Genomic DNA, 17488 nt, shown 5'->3' on the forward strand with positions numbered 1-17488 from the left:
TACATGCATTTCAATTTTGACCTGGTGGTGAACTCCTTCCCACTGCTGCTGGTGGGTGCAGGCGTTACCATCAAGATTACGGCGCTGTCCGTAGCACTCGGCGTCATCATCGGCCTCTTTGTCGGCATCGCGCGCATATCGCGCATCAAGATTTTACGCGTGCTGTCGGCTGTCTATGTCGATTTCTTCCGTGGCACCCCGCTGCTCGTGCAGATCTTCCTCGTTTACTTCGCGCTGCCGGTCATTACGGGCCAGCGCGTCGATCCGTTTGTCGCCGCCATCGGTTCCTGCGGCATCAACTCCGGTGCATACGTAGCAGAGATCTTCCGCGCCGGCATCCAGTCCATCGACAAGGGGCAGATGGAAGCCGGCCGTTCCCTCGGCATGACATGGGTACAGACGATGCGCTACATCATTGTGCCACAGGCCTTCAAGCGCGTCATCCCGCCGCTCGGCAATGAGTTCATCGCTTTGCTGAAGGATTCGTCACTCGTATCGGTCATCGGCTTTGAAGAGCTCACGCGCCGTGGTCAGCTCATCATCGCCAAGACGTACGGTTCCTTGGAAATCTGGATCAGTGTAGCGGTCATCTACCTGGCCATGACGCTGACGATTTCCCGCTTTGTCGCTTATCTCGAGAGGAGGTATCAGACGGATGATCGCCATTGAGAATCTGAAGAAATCATTCGGTGAGGTGGAGGTCCTGAAGGGCATTGACCTCGATATCAAGGAAAAGGAAGTCGTGGTCATCATCGGTCCGTCCGGTTCCGGCAAGAGCACCCTGCTGCGCTGCATGAATTACCTGGAACAGCCGACGTCCGGCAAGGTCAGCGTCGATGGCATCGTCCTCGACGGCGAGGCCAACATCAATAAGGTGCGTGAGGAAGTCGGCATGGTATTCCAGCGCTTCAACCTCTTCCCGCATATGACGGTGCTCCAGAATATCATGCTTGCACCGATGAAGGTCCGCCACATCAAGAAGGAGGAGGCCCAGGAGACGGCCAAGACCCTCCTCGCCCGCGTCGGCCTGGCAGACAAGGCGGATTCGTATCCGAACCAGCTTTCAGGCGGTCAACAGCAGCGCGTGGCCATCGCCCGTGCCCTTGCCATGAAGCCGAAGGTCATGCTGTTCGACGAGCCGACCTCGGCGCTCGATCCTGAGATGGTCGGCGAAGTTCTCGATGTCATGCGCAAACTGGCGGAAGAGGGCATGACGATGGTCATCGTCACGCACGAGATGGGCTTTGCCCGTGAAGTCGGCGACCGCCTGCTGTTCGTCGACGACGGCCGCATCATCGAGCAGGGTGATCCGAAGGAAGTATTTGAGCATCCGCAGGAGGAGCGCACGCGCTCGTTCCTCTCGAAGGTCCTCTGATCCTCGAACAAATGTATAAGACCCTCTTATGATCCTCATATCGTAATGTAATTTGACAGTTGCATGGCGAGTCAGTATAATTGGAATTAGTCAGCATCGTGCTGATTCGGGAGGCTGTTTTGGCCTCGGTTACATTGTTTTAGGGGGAATCATTATGGTTGGCAAAGTAAAATGGTTCAGCGCTGAGAAAGGCTACGGCTTCATTGCACGTGAAGACGGCGATGATGTGTTCGTTCACTTCTCCGCGATCCAGGATGAAGGCTTCAAGACGCTCAACGAGGGTCAGGATGTCGAATTCGACATCGTTGAAGGTGCAAGAGGTCCGCAGGCAGCAAATGTCATCAAGACGGCCTGATAATATTTGTCTTTAACCAGCCCAGGCTTTGGCCTGGGCTTTCGTTTTGCATTTTTTGTTGAGTTTTTGTTATTTTTTAATGAAATATTCCGATTTCAAGCAGGGATTCGTGAGGCCTTGGCGAATACATATCATATAATCAGAAGCAATCCCCTGTCGGACCAGGCTTCTTGTATAGGATATCATGCAGCGGCATTCTCCGCTGCAGAAATAAGAAAGGGGATGTGTCTTATGGCAACATTCACTGTAAGAGGCAAGAATATCGAGATCACTCCGTCCCTGCGGGAATATGTGGAGAAACGTGTCGGCAAAGTCACGAAATACTTCGATAATGTCGGCAACATCACGGTGCTCCTGACGGTGTCGAAAGGCCGTCATACGGTTGAGGTGACAGTGCCGATTCAGGGTGGCGTGCTGCTTCGCGGTGAGGAATCGACGATGGATATGTACACATCGATCGATCTCGTGGTGGAAAAGCTCGAGCGTCAGATTCACAAACAGAAGACGAAACTTGCCCGCCGCTTCCGTGCCGGTGGTTTCAAGGCCGACGAGTTCAAGTCGACGCCGCTTCCGGATGTGCGGGATGAAGGCGATACGTACAATGTCGTCAAGACGAAGCACTTTATTGTGAAACCGATGGATGTTCAGGAAGCCATCATGCAGATGAATCTCCTGAATCACAACTTCTTTGTATTCCGCGATGCGGAGACGGAGGATGTCAATGTCGTCTATCGCCGTAACGATGGCAATTATGGTCTGATTGAGTCGAGTAACTGACACAACCCCATATCGCATGCGCGCATGAATTTCTGCAGGGCCGCCGCATCCAGACAGATGGATGCAGCGGCCCTTTTCTATGCCGGCAGGGACAGGCTGCCGGCTGAAGGGAATGGCTTTATCCTGATTTGCCAGCATCAAGGGAGCTGCGGTATAATAAAGTTCATTCATATATAGTTGACGCAGCAGGATAAGGGAAAGGAAGGCATGAGAGGATGAAGCGAGTAATCATCAATGCGGATGATTTTGGCCGCCACGCCGCCATCAATGAGGCCGTGGAGCTGGGGGTCATGCACGGTTGTCTGCGTTCGGCCACGGTCATGGCCGGAGGCGGTGCGTTTGAAGGTGCCATCGACATCGCAAGGCGTCACCCGGAACTCGGCCTGGGCATCCACTTTACGCTGGTCGATGACAAACCGGTTCTTCCGCCCTCGGAGGTGCCAAGCCTTGTCACGCCGGACGGACGCTTTTATGATAATCACCTGCTCTTCGTCAAGCATTATCTGCGCGGCGGCGTGCGCCTTGAGGAGGTGCGCGCGGAACTCGGCGCACAGCTCCGGAAGGTAGAGCGCACGGGCGTGCCGCTCTCGCATGCGGACAGTCATCAGCATATGCATACGCTGCCGGGAATCCTCCGCGTCGTGCTGGATCTTTGCGGGCAAGGGGGCATCAATGCCATGCGTGCGCCGCGCACGCCTCTCCTGGCCGGGGATTTCGGCGGGGCCGGTCAGCTTATCGGGCGTCTGGGGCTCGGGACCCTGGCGCGCCTGGCAGCTTTTTGCGCCAAGCGCCATCACATCGCTGTGCCGGATCACTTTGGCGGCATTGTGGCGGGCGAGGCCGTCAGTGAACCCTTTCTCATCAAGACTTTGCAGGGCTTGTCTTCCGGCACGACGGAAATCATGATGCATCCGGGCACGAAGAATGCGCCTTTGCAGGAAGCCTGCCGCTGGCAGCATGACTTTGAGGCTGAGCTTGCGGCCATCCTGTCGCCGAAGGTCAGGGCCGTGCTGGCCCGGGAAAAGATAGAGGCCGTGAATTTCCGCGCCTTGTATGAGAAAACGCGGGCTTGACGCGGTCCGGGCGCTTCATTGACTTCTATTCGGCAGTCTGATAATATTGTAAGGTAGGTTAACTGTAGGACAGGACGTACTGTCCACACCGGACATGAAGGAGTGATTTGGTTGCTGGGATTCATCAAACGATTCTTAGGTGACAATAACGATAAAGAGATTGCCCGTTACCGCAAGGTGGTCGAGAAGATCAATGCGCTGGAGCCTCAGATGCAGGGGCTGACGGACGATAAGCTGACGGGCTATACGAATATATTCCGTGAGCGCATCGCGAACGGCGAAACGCTCGAAGATATCCTGCCGGAAGCGTTTGCCGTGGTGCGCGAGGGATCGCGCCGCGTGCTCGGCATGCGCCATTTCGATGTACAGCTCATCGGCGGCATGTGCCTGCATGAGGGCAAGATCGCCGAGATGCGCACCGGTGAAGGCAAGACGCTCGTCGCGACACTGCCGGTTTACCTCAATGCGCTGACGGGGAAAGGTGTTCATGTCATCACGGTCAACGATTACCTGGCACGCCGCGACAGCGAGGAGATGGGCCGTCTTTACCGGTACCTCGGCCTGACGGTTGGCCTCGTCGTACACGATATGGATTTCCCGGAGCGCAAATTCGCCTACAGCCGTGACATCACCTTCGGCACGAACAACGAGTTCGGTTTCGACTACCTGCGCGACAACATGGTCATCTATCCTGAGCAGATGGTACAGCGTGATCTGCATTATGCCATCGTCGATGAGGTGGATTCCATTCTTATCGATGAGGCGCGTACACCGCTCATCATCTCGGGCCCCGGTGCCAAGTCGACGGATATGTATGCCGTCATGGCCAAGGCCGTGGCCGGCCTCAAGGAAGGCATCGACTACACGGTCGATGAGAAGCAGAAGACGGTTGCGCCTGCCGACAACACGATCCCGAAGGTCGAAAAGATTCTCGGCATCAACAACCTCTATGCACCGGAGAACATCGAGCTCTCACATTGCTTCACGGCTGCCCTGCGCGCCAAGGCACTCATGAAGCGCGACCGCGATTACGTCGTGCGCAACGGCGAGATTATCATCGTCGATGAATTCACGGGCCGCCTCATGGAAGGCCGCCGCTATTCCGACGGCCTGCACCAGGCCATTGAGGCCAAGGAGGGCGTCAAGATTCAGCGCGAAAGCCAGACGCTCGCCACCATCACGTTCCAGAACTACTTCCGCATGTACGAGAAGCTTGCGGGAATGACGGGTACGGCCAAGACGGAAGAGGACGAGTTCCTCAAGATCTACAATCTGCCGGTCATCGTGGTGCCGACGAACAAGCCGGTCATCCGCATCGATTACCCGGATCTCATCTATAAGACGAAGCGCGCGAAGTACAAGGCGGTCGGACGGGCTGTCGAGGACCTTCACCGCAAGGGGCAGCCAGTCCTCATCGGCACGACGTCCATCACGCAGTCGGAAGAACTCAGCGCCATCCTTCATAAGCACGGCATTCCCCACAATGTCCTCAACGCCAAGTTCCATGAGAAGGAAGCGGAAATCATCGCCGGTGCCGGTCAGAAGGGCGCGGTGACGATCGCGACGAACATGGCCGGCCGCGGTACGGATATTAAGCTCGGCGAGGGTGTGCCGGAGCTCGGCGGCCTCTTTATCATCGGTACGGAGCGCCACGAATCCCGCCGCATCGATAATCAGCTGCGCGGCCGTGCCGGCCGTCAGGGCGATCCGGGTGCTTCGCGCTTTTATCTGTCGCTCGAGGATGATCTGCTGCGCCTCTTCGCCTCGGACCGCATCTCGGGCATCATGGACAAGCTAGGCATGGATGAGGATGAACCGATTGAGCACAAGCTCATCACCAACTCCATCGAACACGCGCAGAAGAAGGTCGAAGCGCGCAACTTCGATATCCGCAAGCACGTCCTCGAGTACGATGATGTCATGAATCAGCAGCGCGAGGTCATGTACGGTGAGCGCCGCAAGATCCTGCTCGGCGAGAACCTGCGCGAGAACATTATGGGCATGGTCAAGCACATCATCCGCGCGGAGATGGATCAGTATGCCAATGCTCAGCTCTATCCGGAGGAATGGCAGCTCGACGGCCTCATCGAGGACGCGGAGAAGATTTACGCACCGCAGGGCCGCCTCAAGAAGGAGGAACTCGCGGAGATGAGCCGCGACGAGCTGCAGGAATGCCTCGAGAAACTCGCGGAGGAAGGTTATCACAACCGCGAGCTGCTCTTCGGCGAGGAGAATATGCGCGAGCTCGAGAAGGTTGTCATGCTGCGTGTCGTCGATACGAAGTGGATGGAACACCTCGATCACATGGATATGCTGCGCGACGGCATCAACCTGCGCGCCTATGGCCAGCGCAACCCGCTCGTCGAGTACAAGATTGAAGCACTCGACATGTTCGAGGAGATGGAAGCTGCCATCCAGGATCAGATTGCCTCGCTCATGTATCACGTCAGCATCGTGACGCCGGAGCAGCAGGCGGCTGCCGAGGAGCAGAAGCCCGCTTCGGAACAGGACAAGGCCAAGATGGAGGAAACCATCAAGAAGCAGAAGTCGCAGCTTGAAGATCATCTGCAGAATGCCCAGGCTTCGCATGGCGATGAGGTCAGTGCGGCCGAAGCACACAAGAAGCCGGTTACGAACGACGGCAAGAAGGTCGGGCGCAACGATCCCTGCCCGTGCGGCAGCGGCAAGAAATACAAGAACTGCTGCGGCAAGAATGCCTGAGCATCCTGTAAAGCAGCCGGCTGTCAGTCGATAAGGGCCGCAGGGCCTTGGGAATGGAAAGAAAGGATATCATGTTAGAAGATTTGAAACCGCGTCTCGGCGAGCTCAAGGAAAAGCTGGACCAGATGGGCGTGTCCCTCGAAGTCCCCGCCAAAGAAGAGAAGATTGCCGAGCTCGAATACAAGATGGGTGAGCCGACGTTCTGGGACGATGCGGAAAAGGCTCAGAAAATCAATCAAGAACTCAATGACGTCAAGATCAGCGTGGATAAGTACAAGCATCTCGTCTCGAAGTTCGAGGATGCCCAGACCCTCTGGGAGATGGGCATGGAGGAACAGGATGAGAGCATGGAAGCCGATGTCAAGGCTGAGCTCGATGCTGTAGCGGAGGGCCTTGAGGCCCTGCAGCTCGAGGTGCTGCTCTCGGGTCCCTACGACGCCAACAATGCCATCCTGACGCTGCATGCCGGTGCGGGCGGAACGGAAGCCCAGGACTGGACGCAGATGCTGCTGCGCATGTACGGCCGCTGGGCGGAGCGTCATGGCTTCTCCGTCGAGACGGCAGATCTCCTGCCGGGCGATGAAGCCGGCGTCAAGAGCGCGACGCTCTTTATCAAGGGCCACAATGCCTACGGCTTCCTCAAGTCGGAAAAGGGCATCCACCGCCTCGTCCGCATTTCGCCGTTTGATGCGCAGGCACGCCGTCACACGTCGTTTGCGGCCTGCGACATCATGCCGGAAATCGACGATAATGTCGAGGTCAACATCAACATGTCGGATGTGCGCGTCGATACGTACCGCGCATCGGGCGCCGGCGGACAGCATATCAACAAGACGTCTTCGGCCGTCCGCATGACGCATGAGCCGACGGGCATCGTCGTGCAGTGCCAGAATGAGCGCTCGCAGCTGCAGAATCGCGAGCAGTGCCTCAAGATGCTGCGCGCCAAGCTCTTTGAGCTCGAAATGGAGAAGAAGGAAGCGGAGCTTGCCAAGCTCGAGGGCGATCAGCAGAAGATCGAGTGGGGCAGCCAGATCCGCTCCTACGTCTTCCAGCCGTACACGATGGTCAAGGATCATCGCACGAACGTCGAGACGGGCAATGTCCAGGCCGTCATGGATGGCGATATCGACATGTTCATCCGCGCGTTCCTCGCGGCGAAGGCAAATCACGAAATCTAAAAGAATCCATCTGGGGAGTCAGGGGCCAAGCTTCTGGCTCCTCGTTCCATTGACAGGCGACTGTGAGGGATGAAATTGCGAAAAACCTTGACTATTGCGGGCTTGTTCTTCATAATATTAATCGTGCTCGGCGAGCTGCTGCTTCCCTCCCTGGCGGAGGAGACGACGGCATCGCGCCTGTCCCGTAAATTTGCGACAAATGATGTTGAGGTGGCCTTGTCTTCAACGCCGCGGCTCCTGTTGGCAGCCGGCCATGCGGACCATCTCAGCGTTGTGGTGCGCAACGGCAGGATCGGGCAGCTGCGCGCCCGGGAGCTCAAGCTCACCGGCAGCGATGCGCAGATTGACTGCGGCGAACTCTTCCATGGCAATCTGAAGCTCGAGGAAGGCCGCGATCTTTCTCTTATCGGCACGTTTGATGCGGAGGGACTGCGCGAGGCGCTGGCCGCAAAGCTCAAGCAGGCCGATAACCTGCAGGTGGCCATCACCGATGACAACATTGTGGCGACTGCCGATGCGAAGGTCTTTGGCCGCAGGACAAGCCTTTCGCTCGTGGGTCATATGACAGCGGAAGATGGCTCGCTTTATTTTGTGACGGATCAGCTCGAGGTGACGGATTCGCCCTTTGGTTCTGCGAAACTCGGCGATCTGGTGAATAAGATCCAGCTCGTCAAACCAGAACAATTGCCACTGGGCATGCAGGTGCAGCGTGTGGAACAGAACGCCGGCACCATCCTGATTGTGGCGGAGGAAACTGCGCGGAATTGATGTGCGCAGGGAATGTGATGAGATAAGGTGGTTTTTGGCAAATGAAGGATTTCAAATACAATCGGTGGCTCATCGCCGTCATCGTGGTCGGCCTGCTGGCAGCCCTTGTGATCGGGTTCCAGCGCCATGGTGTGGAGCAGGCCAACCGGCAGGTCGACATGGCCATCGATTATGAAGGCCTCAAGGAACTCGCACAGCGCGAAGGCCTGCCGGAAGATGTCGTGCTTCAGCAGGCCAGGGAGGCGGGCATCACCTCGCTGGCCGTCTATGAGACGACATTCAAGAAGCTCAATGAAAACGGCAAGGCGACGGCACTGCCGGGCAGCCAGATCCTGGCAAGCTACCATGCCGGTACGCTTTCCGATCCTGTCTGGCGCCAGCTCGTGGCATCGGGAAAAATCCAGGGCAGTGAGGTCTACGTCGTGGGCAATGATCCGCAGACGTACCGCGAGGTCAAGGAAGACCTGCTGCGCCGCCTCGGCCCGGACCGCGTGACAGCCCTGACGGTTGGTTCTGAGGAAGTCCTTGCTGTCAAGGCACATTACGAATCCTTCCTCAAGATGAATCTCGGCATGCCGACGGATGAGATGAAGACGGTAAATGATGCCGGGTTCTATGTCCTCGCGCGTCCGAGCAATTATGAGGAATGCACGCCGGATGATGTCAAGGCGGTGTTCCAGCGTCTCGAGGGCTTCAAGATCTCTGAGATCGTATTTTCCGGCAATCAGTCCCTCGGTGCGCCCAAAGCCCTGCAGACGACCATCGATGAAATGAAGGACCGCGGCATCAACCTCGGCCTCATCGAGGCGACGACTCAGCTGCAGTTCTACAAGCAGGATGGCATGGAAGAGATCGCCAAGGGACTCGGCTACGATCATGTGGCACGCTTGTACGCCATCCCGAAGGATGAACAGCCGAAGCTCAAGATCGATACGGCTGTTGAACGCTGGTCGAATACGGATGAGGAACGCAACATCCGCATCGATCTTCTGCGCATCTACGATAAACCGTCGCCGAACATGAGCCTCCTGAAGACGAATATGGAGTACTTCAAAGCCACGCATGACAAGCTCGTGGCGCATGGCTACACCATCGGACCGGCCGGCACGTTTACCCTCTACAATCCGTCTGTCATCCTGCGCGCGCTCGTCGTGCTCGGCGTCGCGGCAGCCGGTGTGCTCTATCTGTCGCTCGTCATCCCGCGCCTCAATGCGCGTCCTCGCTACCAGTATATCCTGTTCGTGATCTTCGGCCTTCTGGCGGCCGTGCCGGTACTCATGGGCAACGGCTCGAAGATCCGCGTGGTTGCGGCCCTGGCCAGTGCCAACGTGTTCCCGGCGCTTGCCGTCATCTTCCAGCTGGACCGCGTGCGCGCCTTCCGGGAGAAGACCCGCATCCACATCGTGCGCCTGATCGTGACGGCAGCCATCGCCCTCTTCGTGACAGGAGCACTTTCGTATATCGGTGCAGCGTATCTCTCCGCTTCGCTGGCGGATACGCAGTACTTCCTTGAATTCAACATCTTCCGCGGCATCAAGCTGACGTTTGTGCTGCCCATCATCCTCGTGGCCATTGCCTTCCTGCAGCGTTTCGATATCTTCGACGGCCGCATGGATGACACGCAGGGTGTGATGGAACAGCTCAAACGAATCCTGGACATGCCCGTCCGCGTCAAGACCCTCATCGGCCTCTTCATCATTCTCGTGGCCGGTATCGTTTTCGTTGCCCGCAGCGGCCATACATCCGGCATGCCGGTTTCGCAGACGGAACTCCGCTTCCGCGCCTTCCTCGAGCAGGCCTTCTACGCCCGCCCGCGCACGAAGGAGCTTTTGATCGGCCATCCGGCCTTCATGCTGGCGGCGATGGCTGTGCTGCGCAAATGGCCGACCATGGTCTTCTTTGCCCTAGTTCTCGTTGCGACGATTGGTCAGGGGTCGATGGTTGAGACGTTTGCGCACATGCGCACGCCGGTTTATATGTCGTTCATGCGCGGCATCGGCGGCATTGTACTCGGTGCCGGTATCGGCGCCGCAGCCATGATCCTGGTCGAGCTCTGGCAGACCATCATGGCCAGAGCCCATAAAGCCCATGAAAAGGAGAGAAATGCAGACTGATGGAGAAACGGATTGTCGTATCGGGATATTACGGCTCCAAGAATGCCGGGGATGAGGCCATGCTGGCCGCCATGCTCGAGGTTCTGGGGGATCTCGACCCAAAACTTCATATCACGGTGATCTCGGCAAATCCTGCTGATACAAGCCGCCGCCATGGCGTCGACTCCGTTTCCTGGCTCCGTATCCCTGCGATTATCCGGGAACTCTATCACGCGGACATGCTCATAAGCGGCGGTGGCAGCCTCCTGCAGAATGTCACGAGCCGCCGGAGCCTCTATTATTACCTGGCCATCATCTTCCTGGCCCTGCTCATGGGCAAGAAGGTCATGCTCTATGCACAGGGTATCGGCCCCATCATCGGCAGACTCGCAGAATCCGCCATGCGCGTGATTGGCAACCGCGTCGATCTCATCACCGTGCGCGACAAGGGGTCGCTTGCGGAACTTTCGCGCCTCGGCATCACGAAGCCCGTGATCGAGTGCACGGCGGACCCCGTATTGGCCATCCATCCTGTCGACAAGGCGGCAGGACGGGCCATCTTTCATGCCTATCACGCCGATGGGGCAAAGCCGGTGGTCGGTATTTCCGTCCGCGACTGGCAGCATGAAACGCATTTCAAGGAGGTCATGGCGGAGGTATCCGACCGCATCGTGCGTGAACTCTCGGCCCGTGTGGTCTTCCTGCCCATGCAGTTTCCGGAGGACGTGCGGGCTGCCAAGTCGATTGCGGCCCTGACGAAGGAGCCGTGCACGGTGCTCAACGATGAGTATACGACGAGTGAGTTTCTGTCGCTTGTCGGCAATATGGACCTGATGATTGCCATCCGCCTGCACGCTCTGATTTTTGCCGGTGTCATGGGCGTGCCGATGATTGGCATCTCGTATGATCCGAAGATCGACCGTTTCCTGGATTCCATCGGGGAGCAGCCGGCCGGCAGCCTGGATACGATCACCGCTGACGAGCTCATGCGGGAGGTGCGCCGCAAATGGCATGACAAGGCTGCCTTCCGCAGGAAGAATGCTGAGTTGCTGTCGGTGCTGCGCAGCCTCGCGGCGCGCAATGCGGAGCTGGCATTGAACCTCATAGAGGATTGAGAACAATCGCAAGAGGACTCCGCCGGGGTCCTCTTTTGTGCATCTTAGTATTTGGACAGCTGGAGGAATTTCATTCATGATCCACATGCGCAATGTATCGAAGATTTACGGCAATGGCACGGCCGCACTCGACCATGTCAGCGTCGATATCGAGGCCGGAGAATTCGTCTTTATTGTCGGTGCCAGCGGTGCGGGCAAGTCGACATTCATCAAGATGCTGTTTCGTGAGGAGCTGCCGACGAAAGGCAGGCTCATCGTCAACGGACGCGATGTCGTCCACATGAAGCGTTCCGAGGTCCCGTACCTGCGGCGCGGGCTGGGCGTCATCTTTCAGGATTATCGTCTGCTGCCCGACAAGACGGTCTTTGAGAATGTGGCTTTTGCCATGCAGGTCATCGAGGCCCCTCGCCGGCTGATGCAGCGCAGCGTCAACGCCGTGCTCGATGTTGTGGGGCTGCGCGACAAGTACCGCTGTTTTCCCTCCCAGCTCTCAGGCGGCGAGCAGCAGCGCGTGGCAATTGCCCGGGCCATCGTCAACGACCCGGCCATCGTCATCGCGGATGAGCCGACGGGCAATCTCGACCCCGAGACGAGCTGGGATATCATGGATATCTTCAACCGCATCAATCTGGCCGGCACGACCATCGTCATGGCCACGCACGACAAGACCATCGTGGATACTATGCAGCGCCGCGTCATCGCCATCGAAGACGGACACATCGTGCGCGACGAAGAACGAGGAGGATATGGCTATGAAGCTTAGGACCAGCGAGTATTTCATCCAGGAGGTATTCCGCTCGCTCAAGCGCAATAACTGGATGACTTTTGCGTCCATCGGCACGGTCACGGTTTCCCTGTTCGTGCTCGGCGTCTTTTTGCTGCTCGTGCTCAATATGAACCGCCTGGCCTCGACGCTGGAATCCCAGGTGCAGATCAGCGTCTATTTGGAAGACGGCCTGACGGAAGCTGGCAAGGGAACGCTGCAGCAGGACATCGAAGGTCTTGCGGGCATCGATACGGTCACGTATGTTGACAAGACAGAGGCGGAGAAGCGCCTGCGGGAGCGGCTGGGCGAACAGGGCTACCTGCTCGATGCGCTCGGCGACGAGAATCCGCTGCCCGATTCTTTTGAAGTGACGGTTGCTGATCCGGCCTTCGTCGAGACGGCCGCCGGGACCATCGGGCAGCTTGAGGGCGTGGAGGAGGCCCGTTACGGGCAGGATGTCGCCACGCACCTCTTTGACATCACGCGACTCATCCGGATTTTCGGCCTCGTGCTCATGGTGCTCCTGTGCGGTGCGACACTTTTCATCATCTCGAATACCATCCGGCTCACCGTCTTCGCGCGGCGCAAGGAAATCGCCATCATGAAGTACGTGGGCGCGACGGACTGGTTCATCCGCTGGCCGTTCCTGCTCGAGGGCGTCGTCATGGGCTTTGCCGGCGGCCTGCTCGCAGCTCTGGTGCTTCGGAGTTTCTATGCGGCTATGACGGCCAAAATTTACGATACGCTGGCCTTTTTCCCGCTGATGCCGCAGTATCCGTTCATGAATTACGTGACGCTTGGCATCCTCGCAGCCGGCATCTTCATCGGAGCCCTGGGGTCGACCATTTCGCTCAAGCGCTTCCTGAAGGTCTGAATGACAGGTGGGAAAGGGACAGGAAAGATGGGAGTGTGTCACGTGCATCAGCATGTATGGAAAGCCTGGCGGCAGCGAGGGACAGGCGTCTGCCTTGCAGTCTGCCTCCTCCTGCAGCCGGCGGCCTTGTCTGCGGCGGCGCTGACCAATAACGGCGAGAGCTACGAGGATCAGGCTGCCGGCAAGCTGCGCCAGAGCAATGAATTGCAGCAGAAGATCGACAACGTTTCGGAGGAAAAGCGGGCTATCGATGAAGCGGCCGATGCGGCCATCAAGGAGCATCAGGCGCGCAAGGCTGAGCTCGACGCGACGGAAGCGCGCATGAAGGAGAATGAAGATACGCTGCAGGGACTGCAGAAGGATTACGACGACAAGCGGCAGGCACTCGGCAAACGCGTGCGCGATATCTACATCCACGGTCAGATCTCGTATCTCGACGTGCTCTTCGGGGCCAAGGATTTCAACGACCTGATGACGCGCATGGACCTTCTGAAGCGTATCATCCGGCGCGATTACAACCTCGTGACCGAGGTCGCCGCCGTCAAGGATCAGCTGGAGCTGGCGCAGGCCGAGCTTGAAAAGGACCGGGAGACGCAGGCGGAACAGGAAAGCCGGGCGCATAAGGCACGGCTGGACATGGAGGAAAAGGTCGGCCGTCAGCAGGCGCTCATCGAACGCCTCAAGACGGATAAGGCCCTCATCGATCAGCAGTATGAGGAACTCATGGCGGCCTCGCGCCAGGTCGGTGCGATGATCCGTGAGCGCGGCGATGGCGGCGTGCAGGCGTCGGGGTCCGGCGCGATGATCTGGCCCATTTCCGGACCCGTCACGTCGGAATTCGGCTGGCGGGTTCACCCGATCACCGGCTCGCAGCGCTTTCACAGCGGCGTCGATATCGGCGGTGATTACGGCCAGAGCGTCCATGCGGCGCAGAGCGGCACGGTCGAGTATGCGGGCTGGATTTCCGGCTATGGCAACGCCGTCATCATCAATCATGGCGGCGGCATCACGACGCTCTACGGTCACAATCAGTCGCTGGCTGTTTCCGAAGGGCAGTCCGTGAGCCAGGGACAGACCATTGCCTACTGCGGCTCGACAGGCAATTCCACCGGACCGCACTGTCATTTCGAGGTGCGCCGGAACGGCGAGCCCGTCAGCCCGTATTCCTATTTGTGAGAAAGATAAGGAATGGATCAAATGTATTACATGAGCAAGAAAAAAATCATCATCGGCATCGTCGTGACGGCCATCATCTCCGCCTGCCTGACCATCGGCGGCCTCTGCTTTGCCCTGGGTATAAATGTCCGGCAGGCTGGCGACCTCGCGCGTTTTTTCGGTGTCAAGCATTTCATTGAGGCGCGCTATGTCAATGAGGTGGATGATTCCCAGCTGATGGACGGTGCGATTTCCGGCATGGTGCAGTCGCTCGGGGATCCGCACTCCATCTACATGAAGGCCGATATGTACCAGCAGCTCAAGGAACACACCGAGGGCGAGTTCGGCGGTATCGGCGTGACCATGGGCTTCAAGGACAACAAGGTCACGATCATCTCGGTTCTGCCCGATACGCCGGGCGAGAAGGCGGGGCTTGCCGCCGGCGATGAGATCATGGCCGTCGACGGCACGCCGGTGTCGGAACTGCAGCCTGAAGAGGTCGCCATGCACATTCGCGGTGAGGTGGGCACGCATGTCACGTTGACCATCAGCCGCGATGGCAGCGAGAGCGATTACGATATCGAGCGCGCGACCATCAAGATTGAGACGGCCAAAGGCAAGATGCTCGCGGACGGCATGGGCTATATCCGCATTGCCTCGTTCAGCGAGAACACGGACAAGGAATTCAAGGCGGCTTACGATGAGCTCGAGGCGCAGGGCATGAAGGGGCTCATCATCGATCTGCGCGAGAATCCCGGCGGCCTCGTGACAAGCTGCGTCAACATCGCGAATATGGTGGTGCCGAAGGGGCCCATCGTATCCGTTGTCGAGCGCGACGGCTCGAAGGAAGTCCATGAGTCGAAGCTTGAGGAAGAGAAGTATCCGATTGTGGTCCTCATTGATGGCAACAGTGCCAGCGCGTCCGAGATCCTGGCGGGGGCCCTGCAGGATACGGGGGCGGCGACCATCGTGGGCACGAAGTCTTACGGCAAGGGCTCGGTACAGGTCGTCATGCCGATGTTCCACAACGACGCCTTGAAGCTCACGATTGCCAAGTATTACACGCCGAATGGCCGCTGCATCGACGGTATCGGCATCGAGCCGGATGTCGCGATTGACTTCCAGCAGGGCGATACGACGGATGTACAGCTTGAAAAGGCCGAAGAAGTCCTGCGTGAGAAGATGCAGTGATGCGATCTGGCGCAGCACAAGCGTATCGATAAGAGAACGGCGCTGCCGTGCGGAGAATCCGTGCGGCAGCGCCGTTTTCTGTTTTTTTATGGGTAGGCCGTCAGGCATGCTGCTTTTCCGTGTACGCCAGCAGGCAGGTGAGGAAATCCTCGCCGTATTTTTTGAGCTTGTGCTCGCCGATGCCTCTGACTTCGCGCATCTCCTCCGCCGTCTGGGGCAGCCGCTCGCACATGCCGCGCAGCGTGGCATCGGAGAAGACGAGGTAGGGCGGGATGCGGTCGCGCATGGCGATGGATTTGCGCAGCGCGCGCAATTCCTCAAAGAGGCCCGCATCTTCGGATACGGTGGTTTCTTCTTCGTGCGGTACGGACTGAAAGACTTGTGCCCTGCCGCGCAGCACATCGTAGGCTGGCGGCTTCAGCACGACGACGGGATAGCGGCTTTCCGTGAGGCCGAGGTAATCGGTTGCGATGAAGCGCTGGATGAGCAGCTTGATGTCGGAGATGCTGCGCTCTTTCATGAGGCCGTAAGTGGACAGTTCGTCGAGGTGCAGCTCGCGCACGCGGCTGTTGGCGGAGCCCTTGAGCACCTGTGCGACGAGTGTCAGGCCGAAACGTTCGTGCATGCGGTAGACGCAGGAGAAGACCTTCTGAGCATCGATGGTCACATCGCATTTCTCCAGGCCGGCCCTGCAGTTGCCGCAGTTGCCGCACGCCGCCTCACCGCCTGTTTCGCCGAAGTAGTGGATGATGAAATGGCGCAGGCATTCGGGCGTATGGCAGTAATCGACCATCTTCTGCAGGCGGCCGAGATTGTAGCGTTTGCGCTCGTCATCTTCCGTCGAAACGTCGATGAGATACTTCTGCGTCATCGTATCCTGCGGGGAGAAGAGCAGGATGCAGGTGCCGGGCTCGCCGTCGCGGCCCGCGCGTCCGGCTTCCTGATAATAGGCCTCGATGCTGCGCGGCATGTTGTAGTGGATGACGAAGCGCACGTTGCTCTTGTCGATGCCCATGCCGAAGGCATTCGTCGCGACGATGACCTGTACGTTGTCGTAGAGGAAGTCGTCCTGCGCTTTCTCGCGTTCTGCATCGCTGAGGCCTGCATGATAGCGTCCGACCGCCAGGTGCTTCCTCGCGAGCAGGCTGTAGAGCGCATCCACTTCCTTGCGTGTGGCCGCGTAGATGATGCCGGCTTCATGCGGGTGCTTCCGGAGGTAGCGCTCGACGAAGCGCTTCTTGTCCTCTCCGCGGCGCACTTCGAAGTAGAGATTGGGGCGGTCAAAGCCCGTGACGTGGACATCGGGATGCACGAGGCCCAGCAGGGCGATGATGTCGTCGCGGACCTCCGGCGTGGCCGTTGCCGTGAAGGCGGCGACGAGCGGACGGCGCGGCAGGGCCGCGATGAATGGTGCAATCTGGCGGTAGCTCGGCCGGAAATCGTGGCCCCACTGGGAGAGACAGTGTGCTTCATCGACGGCGACCATCGAGATGGGCTGCCGCTCGACGATATGCTGGAAGTAACTCGTATCCAGCCGTTCCGGTGCGATGTAGACGAGCTTGTAACGGCCCTGCTCCATGCCGTGCAGGCGCTCGTCGGCCTCAGAAGGGGAAAGGGAACTGTTGAGGAAGGTGGCGGGAATGCCCTGCTCGACAAGGTCGTCGACCTGATCCTTCATCAGGGAAATCAATGGGGAAATCACGAGTGTCAGGCCGGGAAAAATCAGTGCGGGAATCTGGAAACAGATGGATTTCCCCGCGCCCGTCGGCATGACGGCCACGGTGTCGCGGCCGTGGAGCAGGCTGCGTATGACGGGCTCCTGCGCTGGGCGGAACGATGGATAGCCGTAATAATGGCGCAGGAGTTCCCGGGCTTTCTCGAAGTATGGATCGCTCATCACAATACCTCCTGTCTGGATAGCGTGGGAACAAATGTATTAGGAATGAATATGAAAATCATGTGCGATATGTTTAGATATTCCTTTAATGTATGTCTAATACAATCATAGGATAATGATAACGCTATTATCCTATCATACCCGTATGAT

15 protein-coding genes are annotated in these 17488 nt (G+C 58.2%); 14 read left to right on the forward strand and 1 reads right to left on the reverse strand.

Annotation, left to right across the window (positions count from 1 at the left end; translation table 11 throughout):
- The first annotated feature begins 3 nt into the window (after positions 1 to 3).
- From DWZ54_RS00505 to DWZ54_RS00570, 14 genes are all read left to right on the forward strand, one after another.
- The gene (locus DWZ54_RS00505; RefSeq protein ID WP_118015210.1) at positions 4 to 669 is read left to right on the forward strand and encodes an amino acid ABC transporter permease; all 666 of its coding nucleotides are present in this window, start codon (positions 4 to 6) and stop codon (positions 667 to 669) included.
- Positions 656 to 1375: an amino acid ABC transporter ATP-binding protein gene (locus DWZ54_RS00510; protein WP_118474062.1), complete on the forward strand. Its 720-nt coding sequence runs from the start codon at positions 656 to 658 to the stop codon at positions 1373 to 1375. The genes DWZ54_RS00505 and DWZ54_RS00510 overlap by 14 nt, the downstream gene beginning before the upstream one ends.
- A gap of 154 nt (positions 1376 to 1529) precedes the next feature.
- The gene (locus DWZ54_RS00515) at positions 1530 to 1730 is read left to right on the forward strand and encodes a cold shock domain-containing protein (protein WP_118474063.1); all 201 of its coding nucleotides are present in this window, start codon (positions 1530 to 1532) and stop codon (positions 1728 to 1730) included.
- A gap of 231 nt (positions 1731 to 1961) precedes the next feature.
- Positions 1962 to 2507 carry a ribosome hibernation-promoting factor, HPF/YfiA family gene (gene hpf, locus DWZ54_RS00520; RefSeq protein WP_118015207.1) on the forward strand — a complete coding sequence of 182 codons (546 nt, stop codon included), beginning with the start codon at positions 1962 to 1964 and terminating at the stop codon, positions 2505 to 2507.
- A gap of 215 nt (positions 2508 to 2722) precedes the next feature.
- Positions 2723 to 3580: a ChbG/HpnK family deacetylase gene (locus DWZ54_RS00525; RefSeq protein ID WP_118474064.1), complete on the forward strand. Its 858-nt coding sequence runs from the start codon at positions 2723 to 2725 to the stop codon at positions 3578 to 3580.
- Positions 3581 to 3691: 111 nt separating this feature from the next.
- Positions 3692 to 6301: a preprotein translocase subunit SecA gene (gene secA, locus DWZ54_RS00530; protein WP_147369879.1), complete on the forward strand. Its 2610-nt coding sequence runs from the start codon at positions 3692 to 3694 to the stop codon at positions 6299 to 6301.
- 71 nt (positions 6302 to 6372) lie between these two features.
- On the forward strand, positions 6373 to 7479 hold the full coding sequence (gene prfB, locus DWZ54_RS00535) for a peptide chain release factor 2 (protein WP_118015204.1): 1107 nt from the start codon (positions 6373 to 6375) through the stop codon (positions 7477 to 7479).
- A gap of 69 nt (positions 7480 to 7548) precedes the next feature.
- Positions 7549 to 8247: an LmeA family phospholipid-binding protein gene (locus DWZ54_RS00540; protein WP_118474065.1), complete on the forward strand. Its 699-nt coding sequence runs from the start codon at positions 7549 to 7551 to the stop codon at positions 8245 to 8247.
- 41 nt (positions 8248 to 8288) lie between these two features.
- Positions 8289 to 10361: a DUF5693 family protein gene (locus DWZ54_RS00545; protein WP_118474066.1), complete on the forward strand. Its 2073-nt coding sequence runs from the start codon at positions 8289 to 8291 to the stop codon at positions 10359 to 10361.
- Positions 10361 to 11455 (forward strand): polysaccharide pyruvyl transferase CsaB, encoded by a 1095-nt coding sequence (csaB, locus tag DWZ54_RS00550; RefSeq protein ID WP_118474067.1) that lies wholly within the window; start codon positions 10361 to 10363, stop codon positions 11453 to 11455. The genes DWZ54_RS00545 and csaB overlap by 1 nt, the downstream gene beginning before the upstream one ends.
- Before the next feature lie 76 nt (positions 11456 to 11531).
- On the forward strand, positions 11532 to 12218 hold the full coding sequence (ftsE, locus tag DWZ54_RS00555; RefSeq protein WP_118474068.1) for a cell division ATP-binding protein FtsE: 687 nt from the start codon (positions 11532 to 11534) through the stop codon (positions 12216 to 12218).
- Positions 12208 to 13095, forward strand: a complete 888-nt coding sequence (gene ftsX / locus DWZ54_RS00560) for a permease-like cell division protein FtsX (RefSeq protein ID WP_118015199.1) — start codon at positions 12208 to 12210, stop codon at positions 13093 to 13095. Before ftsE ends, ftsX begins: the two co-directional genes overlap by 11 nt.
- Before the next feature lie 42 nt (positions 13096 to 13137).
- Entirely contained in the window at positions 13138 to 14271 is a 1134-nt protein-coding gene (locus DWZ54_RS00565; RefSeq protein WP_370245698.1) for a murein hydrolase activator EnvC, read from the forward strand.
- Between the two features lie 30 nt (positions 14272 to 14301).
- The gene (locus DWZ54_RS00570) at positions 14302 to 15441 is read left to right on the forward strand and encodes a S41 family peptidase (RefSeq protein WP_118474175.1); all 1140 of its coding nucleotides are present in this window, start codon (positions 14302 to 14304) and stop codon (positions 15439 to 15441) included.
- A 100-nt stretch (positions 15442 to 15541) separates the two neighbouring features.
- Here DWZ54_RS00570 and recQ read toward each other — a convergent pair whose 3' ends face one another.
- Positions 15542 to 17338 (reverse strand): DNA helicase RecQ, encoded by a 1797-nt coding sequence (gene recQ / locus DWZ54_RS00575; protein WP_118474070.1) that lies wholly within the window; start codon positions 17336 to 17338, stop codon positions 15542 to 15544.
- Positions 17339 to 17488: the final 150 nt, after the last annotated feature.

The organism is Mitsuokella sp. AF33-22 (assembly GCF_003475755.1).
Lineage (GTDB): Bacteria > Bacillota > Negativicutes > Selenomonadales > Selenomonadaceae > Mitsuokella.